This is a genomic window from Microbacterium sp. M (assembly GCF_045181065.1).
Lineage (GTDB): Bacteria > Actinomycetota > Actinomycetes > Actinomycetales > Microbacteriaceae > Microbacterium.
Genome location: NZ_CP173721.1, coordinates 3807540 through 3821089 on the forward strand (window position 1 = coordinate 3807540; position 13550 = coordinate 3821089).

At 69.3% G+C, this 13550-nt stretch carries 17 protein-coding genes; 9 read left to right on the plus strand and 8 right to left on the minus strand.

Features of this window, described 5'->3' with window-relative positions; genetic code table 11:
• Positions 1 to 7: 7 nt before the first annotated feature.
• Entirely contained in the window at positions 8 to 673 is a 666-nt protein-coding gene (locus tag ACI7YT_RS18510; RefSeq protein ID WP_406247694.1) for a GntR family transcriptional regulator, read from the minus strand.
• 143 nt (positions 674 to 816) lie between these two features.
• Here ACI7YT_RS18510 and ACI7YT_RS18515 point away from each other — a divergent pair, with 143 nt between their 5' ends.
• The gene (locus tag ACI7YT_RS18515; protein ID WP_406247695.1) at positions 817 to 1503 is read left to right on the plus strand and encodes a Pr6Pr family membrane protein; all 687 of its coding nucleotides are present in this window, start codon (positions 817 to 819) and stop codon (positions 1501 to 1503) included.
• 12 nt (positions 1504 to 1515) lie between these two features.
• On the opposite strand, the gene ACI7YT_RS18520 is transcribed toward ACI7YT_RS18515, so the two are convergent.
• Both ACI7YT_RS18520 and ACI7YT_RS18525 read right to left on the minus strand, forming a co-directional pair.
• Positions 1516 to 2172 (minus strand): response regulator transcription factor, encoded by a 657-nt coding sequence (locus ACI7YT_RS18520; RefSeq protein WP_376175783.1) that lies wholly within the window; start codon positions 2170 to 2172, stop codon positions 1516 to 1518.
• Complete coding sequence (locus ACI7YT_RS18525; protein WP_406247696.1) at positions 2172 to 3671, minus strand: ATP-binding protein; 1500 nt, start codon at positions 3669 to 3671, stop codon at positions 2172 to 2174. The genes ACI7YT_RS18520 and ACI7YT_RS18525 overlap by 1 nt, the downstream gene beginning before the upstream one ends.
• Positions 3672 to 3816: 145 nt before the next feature.
• Here ACI7YT_RS18525 and ACI7YT_RS18530 point away from each other — a divergent pair, with 145 nt between their 5' ends.
• On the plus strand, positions 3817 to 4386 hold the full coding sequence (locus ACI7YT_RS18530) for a hypothetical protein (protein WP_406247698.1): 570 nt from the start codon (positions 3817 to 3819) through the stop codon (positions 4384 to 4386).
• A gap of 107 nt (positions 4387 to 4493) precedes the next feature.
• Here ACI7YT_RS18530 and ACI7YT_RS18535 read toward each other — a convergent pair whose 3' ends face one another.
• Positions 4494 to 4685: a hypothetical protein gene (locus ACI7YT_RS18535; RefSeq protein WP_406247699.1), complete on the minus strand. Its 192-nt coding sequence runs from the start codon at positions 4683 to 4685 to the stop codon at positions 4494 to 4496.
• Between the two features lie 179 nt (positions 4686 to 4864).
• Here ACI7YT_RS18535 and ACI7YT_RS18540 point away from each other — a divergent pair, with 179 nt between their 5' ends.
• From ACI7YT_RS18540 to ACI7YT_RS18570, 7 genes are read left to right on the plus strand one after another with little or no spacing between them, the layout of a single operon-like run.
• Positions 4865 to 5995 (plus strand): AAA family ATPase, encoded by a 1131-nt coding sequence (locus tag ACI7YT_RS18540; protein ID WP_406247701.1) that lies wholly within the window; start codon positions 4865 to 4867, stop codon positions 5993 to 5995.
• A gap of 3 nt (positions 5996 to 5998) precedes the next feature.
• Positions 5999 to 6886 (plus strand): DUF58 domain-containing protein, encoded by an 888-nt coding sequence (locus ACI7YT_RS18545; protein ID WP_406247702.1) that lies wholly within the window; start codon positions 5999 to 6001, stop codon positions 6884 to 6886.
• Positions 6873 to 7364 carry a hypothetical protein gene (locus ACI7YT_RS18550; protein WP_406247704.1) on the plus strand — a complete coding sequence of 164 codons (492 nt, stop codon included), beginning with the start codon at positions 6873 to 6875 and terminating at the stop codon, positions 7362 to 7364. Before ACI7YT_RS18545 ends, ACI7YT_RS18550 begins: the two co-directional genes overlap by 14 nt.
• The gene (locus ACI7YT_RS18555) at positions 7355 to 8341 is read left to right on the plus strand and encodes a VWA domain-containing protein (protein ID WP_406247705.1); all 987 of its coding nucleotides are present in this window, start codon (positions 7355 to 7357) and stop codon (positions 8339 to 8341) included. Before ACI7YT_RS18550 ends, ACI7YT_RS18555 begins: the two co-directional genes overlap by 10 nt.
• Complete coding sequence (locus tag ACI7YT_RS18560; RefSeq protein ID WP_406247707.1) at positions 8338 to 9330, plus strand: vWA domain-containing protein; 993 nt, start codon at positions 8338 to 8340, stop codon at positions 9328 to 9330. The genes ACI7YT_RS18555 and ACI7YT_RS18560 overlap by 4 nt, the downstream gene beginning before the upstream one ends.
• Positions 9327 to 10094 carry a hypothetical protein gene (locus ACI7YT_RS18565; protein ID WP_406247709.1) on the plus strand — a complete coding sequence of 256 codons (768 nt, stop codon included), beginning with the start codon at positions 9327 to 9329 and terminating at the stop codon, positions 10092 to 10094. Before ACI7YT_RS18560 ends, ACI7YT_RS18565 begins: the two co-directional genes overlap by 4 nt.
• Positions 10088 to 11182, plus strand: a complete 1095-nt coding sequence (locus ACI7YT_RS18570) for a hypothetical protein (RefSeq protein WP_406247711.1) — start codon at positions 10088 to 10090, stop codon at positions 11180 to 11182. The genes ACI7YT_RS18565 and ACI7YT_RS18570 overlap by 7 nt, the downstream gene beginning before the upstream one ends.
• 7 nt (positions 11183 to 11189) lie before the next feature.
• On the opposite strand, the gene ACI7YT_RS18575 is transcribed toward ACI7YT_RS18570, so the two are convergent.
• The 4 genes from ACI7YT_RS18575 to ACI7YT_RS18590 form a co-directional block, all read right to left on the minus strand.
• A complete protein-coding gene (locus ACI7YT_RS18575) occupies positions 11190 to 11894 on the minus strand; it encodes a ZIP family metal transporter (RefSeq protein ID WP_406247713.1) in 705 nt (234 codons plus the stop codon).
• 188 nt (positions 11895 to 12082) lie between these two features.
• Positions 12083 to 12409 (minus strand): hypothetical protein, encoded by a 327-nt coding sequence (locus ACI7YT_RS18580; RefSeq protein WP_406247714.1) that lies wholly within the window; start codon positions 12407 to 12409, stop codon positions 12083 to 12085.
• On the minus strand, positions 12406 to 12996 hold the full coding sequence (locus ACI7YT_RS18585; protein ID WP_406250624.1) for a hypothetical protein: 591 nt from the start codon (positions 12994 to 12996) through the stop codon (positions 12406 to 12408). The genes ACI7YT_RS18580 and ACI7YT_RS18585 overlap by 4 nt, the downstream gene beginning before the upstream one ends.
• The gene (locus ACI7YT_RS18590; protein WP_406247715.1) at positions 12993 to 13547 is read right to left on the minus strand and encodes an RNA polymerase sigma factor; all 555 of its coding nucleotides are present in this window, start codon (positions 13545 to 13547) and stop codon (positions 12993 to 12995) included. Before ACI7YT_RS18590 ends, ACI7YT_RS18585 begins: the two co-directional genes overlap by 4 nt.
• Between the last annotated feature and the right edge of the window lie 3 nt (positions 13548 to 13550).

Consider the following 13550-nt stretch of genomic DNA (forward strand, 5'->3'; position numbering starts at 1 on the left):
GACGGTCCTAGATCATGAGCGGGTCATGCAGGCCGCGCAGCCACCGCTCCGCGGCATCCGCATCGCGCGTGAGCATCGCATCGCGCAGGCTCCGATAGGCCGCGGCGCGCGCAGCGAGCGGCGGTTGGTCCAGCCGAGCACGACGGACGTTGCGCTCGAGCAGCGGAGCCGCGTCGGACATGACCCGTGTGAGAACAGCGTTCCCCGAGTGCCGCGACACGTACGCGATGAAGGCCCGCGCCGCGCGCATGAGCTCTCCGACATCGTCCCGATCGGCGGCGTCGATCATGCCGTCGAGACGCGAGACCGCCTCGGTGAGCTCGGTCCCATCCATCCGGCGGACAGCGAGCTGCAACGCGAGACCGGCCTGCAGCGCGGTGTATTCGAGCGATCCGGCAGCCAGCTCTTCGGACACCCCGGTCACCCGGGTGTATCGGCTCGGCGACACCTCGACCAGCCCGATCCAGGCCAGGCGCTGCAGCGCCTCGCGCACCGGCGTGCGAGAGATGCCGAGTGCTTCGGCGATCTCCTTGTCGCTCACTCGATCGCCGGGCTCCAGCTCCTCCGCCACGATCGCGTCGCGGAGCACCTCGTAGACACGGTCGCCGAGAGACTGCGCAGCGTTCTCGTTCAGGCGCAGCCGCTCTTCCAGCTGCGCATCATGCATCCCCATGTTCTCGGCCTTTCTCCCGCCGCGAACCCCCAGTCCTCCACAACCCTACGCGCGCTCGATGAAAGCAGCCTGATGCTCTCATCCTGAATCAGCGATATATCCGCCGATGGCGATAGCCGCTACGCTGACGCGCGGAGGAACACATGAACTGGTGGGCATACGTCCGACTTGCCGCCGCCGTCCTCGGCGCGGCTGCCATCACCCGGCAGGCGTGGCTCGTGATCAGCAATGCGCTCGCCTCCGACACGGAGTGGGGCTCGCACCTGCCGACCGTGGTGACGAACTTCTTCAGCTACTTCACGATCCTCTCGAACCTCGTCGCTGTCGTGGCGCTGGCCATCGGCGGGATCTGGATGCTGCGCAACCGGCGCACCTCCGACGCCGAGCCGGCGTGGCTCGCGACGGTCCTCGTCTGCGCGAGCACGTACATGATCGTCACCGGCATCGTCTACAACATCCTGCTGCGCAACATCGCTCTCGCCGGCCTCTCGGACGTGTGGACCAACGAGACGCTGCACGTGGCGATCCCCGTGGTGATACTGCTCGACGTGCTGCTCGCCCCTCGGCGGCGCGCTCTGCCGTGGTCCGTGCTGTGGATCGTCGCCGCGTTCCCCATCGTGTGGGCCGCGTACACGCTCATCCGAGCGGAGTTCATCACCGCCCCCCTCACCGGATACTCGTGGTGGTACCCGTACCCGTTCCTCAATCCGCACGAGGTGCCGGCCGGGTACATCGGCGTGGCCGGCTACGTCCTGGGTATCGCGGTCGTCATCGTCGCCGTCGGCGCGTTCGTGGTGTGGATCGGTCGGCGCCGCGGCATCCGATCCTGACGCGGGCGGACCTCACGGCATCCGATAGCCCATGCCGCGGACCGTCTCGATGCGCTCGGCACCGAGCTTGCCGCGCAGATGCCCGATGTAGACGTCGACGACGTTGGATCCCGGGTCGAAGTCGTATCCCCAGATGCGGCTGAGCAGCACCTCGCGGCTCAGCACCTGGCCAGGATGCCGCACGAACTCCTCCGCGAGGGCGAACTCCCGCGCGGTGAGGTCGATCTCGACCCCGTCGACCCGTGCCCGGCGGGCGGACAGGTCGATCACCAGGTCGCCGTGCACGAGCTCGTTGATCGTCGGCGTCCTGGTCTGCCGCATGCGCAGCCGGATGCGGGCGAGGAGTTCCTCGAAGCGGAACGGCTTCGCGATGTAGTCGTCCGCACCGCCCTCGAGACCCGCGACGGTGTCGCGCAGTTCGATGCGCACGGTGAGCATGATGATGGGCAGCTGCGAACCCGTCCCGCGGAGCTGCTCGAGCACCTCGAAGCCGGTCATCTCCGGCATGTTGACGTCGAGGACGAGCAGATCGAACTCGTCGGTCAGCGCGAGCTCGAGCGCCTGCCTGCCGTTGTTCGCGACGCGGGTGGCGAAGCCGGCCGCTCGCAGGCCCTTCTCGAGGAATCCGGCGATACGCGGTTCGTCATCGGCGATGAGGATGGAGGGCATCACTCGCCTCCTGTCGATCGCGCCTGCAGATCCAGCGTATCGGCGTCGTCGGCACCGGATGCCGCGGACGGTGAGATCGGGATGCTGAGTGTGAACAGGGCACCGCCGCCCTCGGCATCCTCGGCCAGCGCCTCGCCGCCGTGCTGCTCGGCGATGAGTTGGACGATGCTGAGTCCGAGACCGCTGCCGTCCGGGCCGCGTCCGCCGTCCTGAAGTCGTTGGAAGCGCTCGAAGATGCGCTGCTTGTCCTCATCAGGGATGCCGGGGCCGCGGTCCCTGACACGCAGCAGCAGCCGACCGTCCGCGATCGCGGACGAGAGCTCCACCGCGCCCCCGCCGTGCGTCGCGGCGTTCTGGATGAGCTGCAGCATGGCCTGCGTGACGCGGGCTGCGTCGATCTCGGCATCCGCTTCGGCGACATCGCCGAGCACGACGTCCGTGTCGGCGATCATCGTCGCCTTCTGCGCGATCGTGCGCAGCAGCGTTCCTGCCGGAACGTGCGCGCGTCGCAGTCCTTCGTCGTCGAGCAGGACGGCGACATCGACGAGATCGCCGACGAGCCGCCCCATGCGCTCGATCTCGTCGACGGCGAGCAGCCGGGTGTGCTCGACGTCGATGGGGTCCTTCGCGTCCATCACGTCGAGGTAGCCGTGCACGATCGTGAGCGGCGTCTTCAGCTCGTGGCCCACGTCGCCGAGCAGCCGCCGCTGCGCGGCCATCGCCTCATCGATGCGGTCGAGCATCCCGTTCATGGTCCGGGCGAGGCCCGAGACGTCGTCTCGACCGCGCAACGGGAGGCGCTCGTCGAGCGAGAGGGCGGAGACGCGCTCCGCCATCTCGCGCATCTCGCGCAGCGGCCGAAGCAGCCGCGTGGAGACGAACCACGACACGGCCGCGATCACGGCCAGCGCGCCGATCGCGGTGATCAGATAGGCGCGGGCGGAGAGCTCGAGACCGCCGAACTCCAGATCGAGGTCGTAGACCGTGACGAACAGCGCCGCGGTGTCCGGATCCGACGAGACCTCGACGGGCGCCGCGAGGTAGGACCAGTCCTTCCCGCTCTCCCGGTAGGTGCCCGCGACGACGTCGCCGCCGGCGGTCTCGTCGGCCACGCGGCGGACGAAATCCGCGTCCGCACTCGGGTCGACGTCGCGCCCGACGCCGGGGACGAGCGCGACCTCGCCGTCGATCAGCCCCATCGCGCCGCTCGTCTCGCCAGGCACGAGCACCCGCATGATGCTCGCGAGTGCGTCGGTCGCGTCGGTCCATCCGCCATCAGGGGGCGTGCCGACGATCAGCCGAGTGGATTCCAGATCCGCGCGGAGCTGATCCTGAACGCTCTCGGTGATGCGATAGCGCTCAACGGCGTAGACGGCCATGCCGACCGCGAGCATCCCGAGCGCTGCAACGAGGGTGATCACGATCGTCAACCGCGCCCGCACCGAGAACCCGGCCGCGTCGGAACGCGCGTCGGGTGCGGTCGGCTCGCGCACAGGCATGGGAACCATTGTCGGGGATGCGGATGCCGGAACCCATGCCTGTGGATCTAAAAGAGCTTTCATCTTCCTTTACCCCGCCCCTTAGATCCGTCGTTCATCCTTGTATGCGGGACGCAGCGCTTTCGCGCGGCCTGGGGAGGAAACGATGAACAGGAAGACCCTGGTGACGGTCGCCGTCGCCGGTGCGCTCGGCCTGGTCGCCGTGACCGCTCCGGCTGTGGCATCCGCGTTCGGCGCTTCCGACCGGGAATCGACCAGCGTCGTCGTCCCCGGCGGCGTCGTGACCGACGTCGTCTCGACCGACGAGCCGCTGGTCGATCGGAGCACCGCGATCCGCACGGCCGTTCCGACGCCGCCGGCGGCCTCCGCCGTTCCGGTTCCGCCTCCGGTCGCACCGGCGCCCGCCGAAGAAGAGCGGGACGAGGAACTGGAGGCGTACGACGCCCCGGCACCCGTCGTCGTTCCACCGGTGGCTCCCCCGAACGACCTACCCGACAGAGACGACCGCGATCGTGACGACCGCGGTCGGAACGACGACGGTCCGACGTCCGTGAATCCCGAGCCGCACCACCCGTCCGACACAGCGGGATCCGATTCGGATGGCGACCGGCGCGAGGAGGACGACCGCGGGCATCGCGATGATGACCGTCGGGACCATGACCATCGCCACGGCGATGATGACGACCGTCGCGATGACGACGGATGGAGCCGCTGACCCAGGTTCCCCACAAGCTCGGCGGCCGACGTTCCCCCTCCCCAAATGCGCGAATCCCCCGTTCGCGTGAACGTCGGCCGCCGGACCTCTTCTCCGAGCTGCGAGAACTAGTCCTTCAGCGAACGGATCGCCGCGATCAGGATGCCGAAGGCGATCACGGGCAGCCCGACCGTGGCGGAGCGGAAGTTGCCGTTCAGCAGTGGAACGACCACGCACGTCGCGACCCCGATGAGGAAGATCACGATGATCGTGACACGCCAGAGCCGGTCGCTGCGAGTGGGGGTCGGCGTCGTGGCCATCTGTTCGCTCTCTCGATCGGATCGGTGCCGTCGACGCGTGAGCGCAACGGCGCCTCCACTCTAGAGACGCACCTGCCCCGCTGTCTGTCGGTCGTTCGGGGGACGGCAACCCGCGCGGGTTACGCTGTTTCTCGGGGGCGGCATCGACGTGTCTCCCCGGTGCGAGCGAGGAGACCGAGATGAACCAGCCCTACCCCGCGTCGAACGGCGGCCCGGCGGTCCCTCCGCCTCCGCCAGCGCCCGCGCCGCCGATCAGCAGCGTCCCCACCACGATGAGCGCACCGGCGTCGGCGCCGGCCACCACCGCCGCCGCGGCATCCGGTCCGCAGACGACGGATGCCGAGCTCTCCCGCGCAACCGAGATCCTCCGGATCATCACCGACGCGTACTCGGCCAAGATGGTCGGCCAGGAGAGACTGCGACTGAGCCTGCTGATCTCCCTCATCGCCGGCGGTCACATCCTGCTCGAGAGCGTCCCTGGCCTCGCGAAGACCACCGCGGCCAGCACCCTCGCCGACACGGTGCGCGCGCAGTTCAAGCGCATCCAGTGCACGCCTGACCTCCTCCCCAGCGACATCACCGGCAACCAGATCTACGACGCCGCGACCGGATCGTTCCGCACAGTGCTCGGTCCGGTGCACGCGAACTTCGTGCTGCTCGACGAGATCAACCGCTCCAGCGCCAAGACGCAGTCGGCCATGCTCGAGGCGATGCAGGAGCATCAGACCACCATCGGCGGCGAGGTGCACCACCTGCCGAGGCCGTTCCTCGTCATCGCGACGCAGAACCCGATCGAGCAGGAGGGCACCTACGAGCTCCCCGAGGCGCAGATGGACCGCTTCCTCCTCAAGGAGATCGTCGAGTACCCCAGCCCCGCCGAGGAGTTCGAGATCCTCAACCGCATCGACTCCGGCGTGCTCGACCCCGACCGCCACGTCGGCAGCGCGGTCTCCCTCGCCGACATCGAGCAGCTGCAGGACATCGCGAGCCGCGTGTACGTGGATGCTTCGATCCGCAACTACATCGTCCAGCTCGCGTACGTCACGCGGAACCCGGCTCCGTACATCGGCGAGGAGCGCGCCCGCCTCATCAAGTACGGCGCCAGCCCCCGCGCCTCGATCGCTTTCCTGCAGGCATCCAGGGCCCTCGCCCTCCTCATGGGGCGCACGCACGTCGTCCCGGAGGACATCCGCACGCTCCGCCACCTCGTCCTGCGCCATCGCGTGCTGCTGACGTTCGAAGCGGATGCCGAGGGCGTGCGCAGCGAGGACATCATCGACCAGATCTTCGCCGCGGTGCCGACCCCGTAGTCCATGGCCAGCCTGATCACCAGGGTGAGGGCGAAGCTCTTCATCCACTCGTCGCAGAAGTCGATGCACGCCCTCGACGGCGCGTATGCGTCGCTCATGCGCGGGCGCAGCCACGACTTCGAGGACCTGCGCGCCTACGAGTACGGCGATCAGGTGCGCGACATCGACTGGCGTGCGACAGCGAAACAGGGCACGCCGCTGGTCAAGCGCCACCGGGCGCTGCGGATGCACACCGTGATGTTCGTCGTCGACACCGGCCGCGGCATGACCGCGCTCGCGCACGACGAGCGTCCGAAGAAGGAGCTCGCGATCCTCGCGACGGGAGCCCTCGGCATCCTGTCGCTGCGCCACGGCGACGACTTCACCGTGGTGCACGGCGATGCCTCCGGCATCCGGCGGATGGCGCCGGCGCGCAGCGAAGGCGCACTCGAGCACGCCCTCCGGCGCATCGATCACGCCATCGGCACCAGCGCGGCACCGAGCGACCGCGAAGGGCTGCTGAGCTATGTCGCCCGCACCGTCTCGCGGCGCATGATCCTCGTCGTCGTCACCGACGAGGCGCCGGTGACCGACGAGACCGAGCGGCTGCTGCGCCGACTGCGCGTGCAGCACGACGTCCTGTGGATCGCACTGCGCGACGCCGACCCCGTGCTCGATCACACGACCGGCCGCGTCCGCGCGGACGTCTACAGCCGCTGGCAGGTGCCGGACTTCGTGCAGGGCGACGAGGCGATCGTGCGCGAGCTCACCGCGCTCGCCGCCGCCGACGCCGCACGCCGTGACGAACTGCTGGACCGGCTCGAGATCAGCCGCGTCGATCTGAGCACGCAGGACGATGCCGTCACCGACCTCCTGCGCATGCTGAACCGGAGGGCCAATGTCCGGTTCTGACGAGCTCTACCCTCCTGCTCAGTACGGCTGGGGCTGGATGCTGCTCGCCGTCGGCATCCTGGCGGTCCTGATCCTGGCCGCCTGGATCGTCGTCCTCCTGACCCGGCCGAAGCGCCGCCTGGAACTCGCTGGCGCCGCACCGCTGGGGCCGACCAGGATCGACGAGGTGCTCGCGGTGCTGCGCGCCGAATACCTGCAGCAGATCGACCGCATCGAGGCGGCCTACGGCGCCGGTGACATCGACGCCAAGCGCGCCAACCTCGAACTCAGCCGCACCGTACGCGCGTTCGTCAACGAGTACAGCGGCGTCGAGGCACCAGTGCTCGCGCTCGACGACCTCATCGCGATGGGTGTGCATCCGGCGCTCATCGATGCACTGCACCGGCACTACTACCCCAGCGTGTTCCGCCGCGGTCCGGCGATCGATCCGGCCGCCGGCATCTCCGCGGCCCGCACGGTGGTGACGGCATGGAACTAGCGAACATCTGGATGCTCGTCGGCGCCGTCTTCGCCGTATTGATCGCCGCCGGCATCGGCCTGCTGGTCGGCCTGCGCCGACGCAGAGCGGATGCCGCCTCCGACGCGGCCCCGATCGCCCGCGCCGAGCGGCTGCGCAGTCTGGGTTCGTTCCGGCAGGCGGTGCGCCGGCGGGCCCTCGCTCTGGGCGGCCTGCTGGCTCTCGCCTCCGTGGCCGTGCTGCTCGCGGGTGTCGTCGCCGCCCGGCCGATGTCGTCGCAGACCATCCAGCCCGTCAACACGAGCCGCGACATCATGCTGTGCCTGGACGTCTCCGGTTCGATGACCGACGTCGACGTCGAGGTGCTGACCGTCTTCGACGAGTTGCTGGACGGCTTCGAGGGCGAGCGCATCGGCCTGACGATCTTCAACAGCTCGGCCGTGCAGATCTTCCCCCTGACGGATGACTACGACTTCGTCCGAGAGCATCTGCAGCGCATCAGCGACAGCTTCGAGTACGTCGAGGACATCCCGGAGCACTGGGTCGGCACCCTGAACGGACCAGGAGCCTCGCTGATCGGCGACGGGCTCGCGTCCTGCTCCATGGGCTTCGACCACGAGGGCGACGAACGCAGCCGCTCGATCATCCTGGCCACCGACAACGAGGTCAACGGCGCGTCGATCGTGACCCTGGAGGAGGCGGCGGCGTACGCGACATCCAAAGAGATCCGCGTGTTCGCGTTGAACCCGGTCGAGGGCAAGGACACCGAACCCAGTGAGGAGCTCATCGCCGCGGCCGAGGCGACGGGCGGGGCGGCCTTCGGCCTGCGCGAGACGACGACGGTCGCGGACATCGTCACGCAGGTGCAGGAAGAGGAGGCCACCGAGCTCCGCGGGCAGGCGCAGGTGGTGTGGAGCGACGACCCGAACCTGTGGATCGTGCTGCTGGTGCTCCCCGTGCTCGGTCTCATCGTGGTGCTGTGGAGGGTGCGACTGTGATCTTCCAACCCGTCCTGAATCCCTGGCTCATCGCGCTGATCGGCCTGCCCCTGGCGGCGGTCGCCGTGCTCTGCCTGGTCAAGGCGCCCGACCTGCGCGCACGGATGCTGTGGGTCGGACGGCTCCTGCTCGTCCTGGCGTGCTGTGCGCTGCTGCTGCGCCCCGGCATCCCCGGCGGGACGAGCCAGACCCTCGCGACCGACACCGATGTCGTCCTGGTCGTCGACACGACGGCGAGCATCGTCGCGGAGGACTGGGACGGCGACCGGCCGCGCCTGGACGGCGTCCGCGCGGACGTGCAGGCGATCATCGACGAGTACCCCGGCGCGCGTTTCGCGCTGGTCACGTTCGACGCCACAGCCGAACTGCGGATGCCGTTGACCACCGACACCACCGCTCTCGCGTCCGCGATGGAGGTGCTGCGCCCCGAAGTCACGTCGCAGTCGCAGGGCTCGTCGATCGGCGTGGCGAGCGCACTGGTGTCCGAGACGCTGGAAAGCGCGGCTTCGTCTTCGCCGGATCGTTCGCGGATGGTGTTCTACTTCGGCGACGGCGAGCAGACGGCCGCCACCGAGCCCGAGTCGTTCGCGGCGAGCGCCGAGTACACCGACGGCGGAATCATGCTCGGCTACGGCACGGCGGAGGGCGGCCCGATGAAGGACACATCCCTCGGCGACACCGGCGACTCGTACATCCAGTACCAGGGCGCGGACGCGCTGTCGGTGATCGACGAGACGAATCTGCAGACCATCGCCGAGGAACTCGGCATCCCGTACCAGCATCGGACGGCGGATGCCGCGATCGAGCTGCCAGAGGCGCCCACCACGACCACGAACTACGCCGAGTCCGGTGAGGTGGGCAACGTGATCGAGCTGTACTGGATCGCCGCGGTTGCGATGGGGCTGCTGCTCGCCGTCGAACTCGCCGTGGCGACCGCGCGCGTCGCGCGGCTGCGTGGGCTGTCCTCGCGACCAGGGGGTGACCGATGACCGCTCCGAGTTCGACCGACGCGGCCGCCGCGCTGCTGGCCGCGAACCGGCGACGACGCAGCATCCGGAAGTGGATCGTGATCGGAACGCTCCCGCTGACCGTGGCCGCACTGCTGTTCACCGGCAAGCTGCTCAGCATGTACGCGTTCGCGCACCAGTCGATCACGTCGTACGTCGTGGGCGACTACGAGGGGACGATCCGCGCCGGTGAGGGACAGGAGTTCCTGAACTGGTTCGAGCCGTACAAGGCGCCGTTCAACGTCGGCACTGGTCTCGCCGGCTCGATGCAGCTGCCCGAGGCCCGCGCGAAGTTCGAGGAGGCGCTGCCCCTCGCGCACGGTCTCGAGGTCTGCGGTGTGCGCGTCAATCTCGCGCTCGTGATCGAGCAGATGGGCGATGCGGCTCGTGACGAGGGCGACGGCCCCGGCGCCGCCGCCCTGTATGCGGAAGCGCTCACGGTGACGCTGGAGACGCCGGCGGAGTGCGGGGAACCAGAGTCCGATGAGCAGTCTTCCGACCCCGAGCGCAGCATGGGCGACACCATCGAGGAGACCGAGGAACGTCTCAAGCAGAAACAGCAGCAGCAACAGCAGGAGCAGCAGCAGAACGGCGAGGGCGAGGAGCCGCAGGAGCAGCCGGAGCAGGAGGGACCGAGCGACGATCAGCTCGGCGACCTCGAAGATCGACTGAACCAGGGCCGGGAAGAGCGCCAGGACAACGAGGACGGCGACGGCTCTGGCTCCGGGACGGACAAGCCATGGTAGATCCCGAAGAGCGGCGCGCCCGCTACGTCACGAACTCCGACGGCGCCCCGCCGCTGCCGCCCCCTGGTGGCTACCGCGGTGCACGTCGCACTCCCGACCCCGCTGCCGTCGCCGTGCAGAACGCGGTCGCGACGAGCGAGACCCCGAAGCAGCCGGCGAACGCGGTCGGCTGGATCGCGCTCGTCTCCGGCATCCTGTTCGCGGTGATCCTGCTCGGCACGTTCCTCGCAGGCGGAACCGACACGATCTACGGCGTCACGATGCTCGCTCTGCAGTTGCTCGTGCTGGGCGTCGCGATCGCGGCGCTCGTCACACGGCGCGGACGCCGGCTCGGAGCCGTCGCCCTCTCGATCGCGCTGCTGTTCAACACTGCGACGGTCGGCGCGATGGGAGCCGTGCAGACCTCGGCGTCCGGCAGCTACGAGGGCCAGAAGACCGAGGAGCAGAAGCACGAGGAGGCCTACCCCGGCGTCAAGGGCACCCCGAATTCGGACATCCTCGCGCAGCCGTCGCTCGAAGAGGTGCGGGAGTCGTCCGAGGCGACTCTCGCCGACATCCGGGAACGCCTCAGCGACGAGTTCGGGTACACCTGGACCCAGGCCGGCGACGAGGACCTGCGCCCGGAGCGCAACGGCTACGGCGGCGAATCCCTGCTCGTGCAGTACACCTCCGCGAAGTGGGGCACGAACGAGCCGATCCGGGACCACGACCGCAAGCTCGAGGTCATGGACGTGATCGACGACGTGCTGGCCGAGCACGACATGTGGGGGATCATCTCGCTGAACGACGCGTCCTCCGGGCTCGACGAGTCCATGCTGGAGAAGCTCTACGGCTCCGCAGACCCCCGGTCGCAGGACGTGTGGGAGTGGTACAGCGACGATTACCCCGGTCCGCGCCGGTTCTACGCCACGATCTACGACACCTCGCACGACGAGACGGGCGATTTCACGGCATCCCGCGAGGCGCAGGCCGCCCGCACCGGCGAGCCGGTCGAGGGACTGCAGATCATGTTCCTCGCGCCGGAACTGCTCAGCGACGCCGATCGGGCGGAGTTCGAGCAGAAGCTCCAGGACTACCCGGGGTACTGAAGCCGGATCAGCTCGCCAGCGACAGGCCGGCTGCGACCGCGAAACCGAGGACCGTGGCGAGACCCGTGAGGTCCTTCGCCTTGGACTGCGCGTCGGGGACCATCGAGTCCACGAGCATGACGAGCAGGGCGCCGGCCGCGAATCCGCTGGCCGCGGCGCGGAACTCGGTCGTCACGGCATCCGCCAGGGCGAAGCCCGCCACCGTCGCCAGCATGCACACGATCGCGACGCCCGCCCAGAGCCCGAGTACGCGGGTGCGCTTCATGCCGCCGTCGAGCAGATCGGACGCCGAGCCGATCGACTCGGGCAGATTGGAGACGAGGATCGCGATGACGAGTGCGACGCTCACGCCTTCACCCGAGGCGAGTCCGATACCGAGCACCAGCTGCTCGGGGATGCCGTCCAGCAGCGCGCCGACCGCGAGCGGAGCACCCTGCGACCCCGCGGATGCCGTCGCCCTCTTCTCGACGATGCGATTGGCGAGGTAGTAGCAGGCCGCGCCGACCGCGACGCCGATCGCCAGCGGAAGGGGGCCCGCGAGATCGAGTCCCTCCTCCCAGAGCTCGAACGCGATGGATGCCATCAGGGCACCGGCGCCGAATCCGAGGACGATACCCAGCCACTGGGGCGGCCACGGCCGCAGTGTCGCGAGTACGGCACCGCTGATCAGCGGCGCCGCCGCCACGGCTCCCCACAGGATCGCCTCGCCCATGTCGCACCTCCGAGCATCACTCTGGTGCCAAATCCCGGACGGGTCGAGTGCCGCGCGGCGTGTCCCCCGGCATCCTGAGGCCGACACGTCGGACGGATGCCGAGGCGCCGGGGATCCGGCACGCGGCTGTTCGGGCGCCAGCGAAGTGCGACGACGATGCCGCTACCCGGCGCACCTGACCCGCCGTCTCAGGTCGGTTCCACCCGCACGACCGTCAGCACGACGTCGGCGGGTGGCAGCGCGTGCTCTGCCACGACCTCGATGATCGCGTCGCGCACGCGCGCGACCGTGATCGACGCGGCAGCGGTCTCGCTCACGCCGATCGCCGCCTCGACCCTGGTGCGCTCCGCCTCTTCCGAGATCCGCAGTCGCGACCCCGCGTCGCGGAGTCCGACAGCCTGCGTCGCGGCCTCCAGCGCGTTGCCCAGCAGCGTGCCGGAGCGATACAGCCCGACGACACCGGGGACGGCCAGGACCGCTGCCTCCAGCGCCGTGACCAGACGTTGGTCGGTCATCGTTCACTCCCCCTCTCGGCGGTCGGCAGCAGGTGCACATCATGGACCCTGATGTCGACGCCGATGATCGCCAGGTCGGTGTGCTGGTGCAGATCGCGCAGGATCTCGGCACGGACGGCGGCGGTAGTCTCGCCGACGGGACGCCCGTAGAGGATGCTGATGTCGACGTCGACCCGGACCGGAGCGCCCGGTTGCGACACGTCACCGTCGAAACGGCATCGGCCGACCAGCACGCCGGGCACCCGGTTCTCGGCCCCGCGGACCAGCCCGCGCACGGCCCCCTCGGTGATCGCGAGATCGCCGATGCCGAACACGTACGGGATCCGTCTTCCTGCGCGCGCATCCAGCGCGATCCCCGCCATCACGGCGGCCACCCAGGTGTCATCGACACTGGCGAGGTCCTCCTCGTCGGCCTGCAGGAGTTCGGGGGCCAGGCCGTGCAGGCGTTCCAGCGCGTCCAACGCCAGCCGGCAACCCGGCGAGTCGTCGATGGACGGATCCGCCGGCTCCCGTCCGGCGTCGAGATACGCGCTCAGCTCCTGGATGGTGTGGCCGTCGAGATGCTCATGGTCGAAGTCCGGGGTCATCGCCACTGCTCCATCCTCACGATGATGTACTTGCGTGCACGGGCCAGCAGGCCCCGCACGGTGGATGCCGGGATCGACAGCTCCTCGGCGATCTCCTCGTACGACTGCCCGCCGAGCTCGCGCAGGACCCAGCACTGCCGCTGCGCCTCCGGAAGCTCCTTGAGCACGTCGTCGAGCGCCGCGGCACGCTCCCTCGCCTCCACGATCCGCGGCGGCGACGTCTCTACTGGCGTCTCGTGATCGATCTCGTTCACGTCGAGGTGCACTCGCGTCGCCCGGATCCGGTCCATGGCGCGGCGGCTCACGATCCGCATGAGCCATGGGCGCACCGCGGCAGGGTCGTCGAGTTCATCCAGACGCTGCCACGCCACGACCAGCGTCTCCTGGACGATGTCGTCGACGTCGGCGGTTCCCCCGAGCAGACGGCGCGTGTGCGCCCTCATCAGGGGCGCGTAGCGGCGGACGAGCACAGCGAATGCCGCCGTGTCCCCATCCACGGCGCGCGCCACGATCAGCGCGTCGTCGACGTCATCCAGACGTGTCCGCGTCATCGG

What these genes read in the sequence shown, in the direction of transcription:
- ACI7YT_RS18510 (WP_406247694.1), bottom strand. Translation starts at nt 673, where the DNA reads ATGGGGATGCATGATGCGCAGCTGGAAGAGCGGCTGCGCCTGAACGAG.
- ACI7YT_RS18515 (WP_406247695.1), top strand. Translation starts at nt 817, where the DNA reads ATGAACTGGTGGGCATACGTCCGACTTGCCGCCGCCGTCCTCGGCGCG.
- ACI7YT_RS18520 (WP_376175783.1), bottom strand. Translation starts at nt 2,172, where the DNA reads ATGCCCTCCATCCTCATCGCCGATGACGAACCGCGTATCGCCGGATTC.
- ACI7YT_RS18525 (WP_406247696.1), bottom strand. Translation starts at nt 3,671, where the DNA reads ATGCCTGTGCGCGAGCCGACCGCACCCGACGCGCGTTCCGACGCGGCC.
- ACI7YT_RS18530 (WP_406247698.1), top strand. Translation starts at nt 3,817, where the DNA reads ATGAACAGGAAGACCCTGGTGACGGTCGCCGTCGCCGGTGCGCTCGGC.
- ACI7YT_RS18535 (WP_406247699.1), bottom strand. Translation starts at nt 4,685, where the DNA reads ATGGCCACGACGCCGACCCCCACTCGCAGCGACCGGCTCTGGCGTGTC.
- ACI7YT_RS18540 (WP_406247701.1), top strand. Translation starts at nt 4,865, where the DNA reads ATGAACCAGCCCTACCCCGCGTCGAACGGCGGCCCGGCGGTCCCTCCG.
- ACI7YT_RS18545 (WP_406247702.1), top strand. Translation starts at nt 5,999, where the DNA reads ATGGCCAGCCTGATCACCAGGGTGAGGGCGAAGCTCTTCATCCACTCG.
- ACI7YT_RS18550 (WP_406247704.1), top strand. Translation starts at nt 6,873, where the DNA reads ATGTCCGGTTCTGACGAGCTCTACCCTCCTGCTCAGTACGGCTGGGGC.
- ACI7YT_RS18555 (WP_406247705.1), top strand. Translation starts at nt 7,355, where the DNA reads ATGGAACTAGCGAACATCTGGATGCTCGTCGGCGCCGTCTTCGCCGTA.
- ACI7YT_RS18565 (WP_406247709.1), top strand. Translation starts at nt 9,327, where the DNA reads ATGACCGCTCCGAGTTCGACCGACGCGGCCGCCGCGCTGCTGGCCGCG.
- ACI7YT_RS18570 (WP_406247711.1), top strand. Translation starts at nt 10,088, where the DNA reads ATGGTAGATCCCGAAGAGCGGCGCGCCCGCTACGTCACGAACTCCGAC.
- ACI7YT_RS18575 (WP_406247713.1), bottom strand. Translation starts at nt 11,894, where the DNA reads ATGGGCGAGGCGATCCTGTGGGGAGCCGTGGCGGCGGCGCCGCTGATC.
- ACI7YT_RS18580 (WP_406247714.1), bottom strand. Translation starts at nt 12,409, where the DNA reads ATGACCGACCAACGTCTGGTCACGGCGCTGGAGGCAGCGGTCCTGGCC.
- ACI7YT_RS18585 (WP_406250624.1), bottom strand. Translation starts at nt 12,996, where the DNA reads ATGACCCCGGACTTCGACCATGAGCATCTCGACGGCCACACCATCCAG.
- ACI7YT_RS18590 (WP_406247715.1), bottom strand. Translation starts at nt 13,547, where the DNA reads ATGACGCGGACACGTCTGGATGACGTCGACGACGCGCTGATCGTGGCG.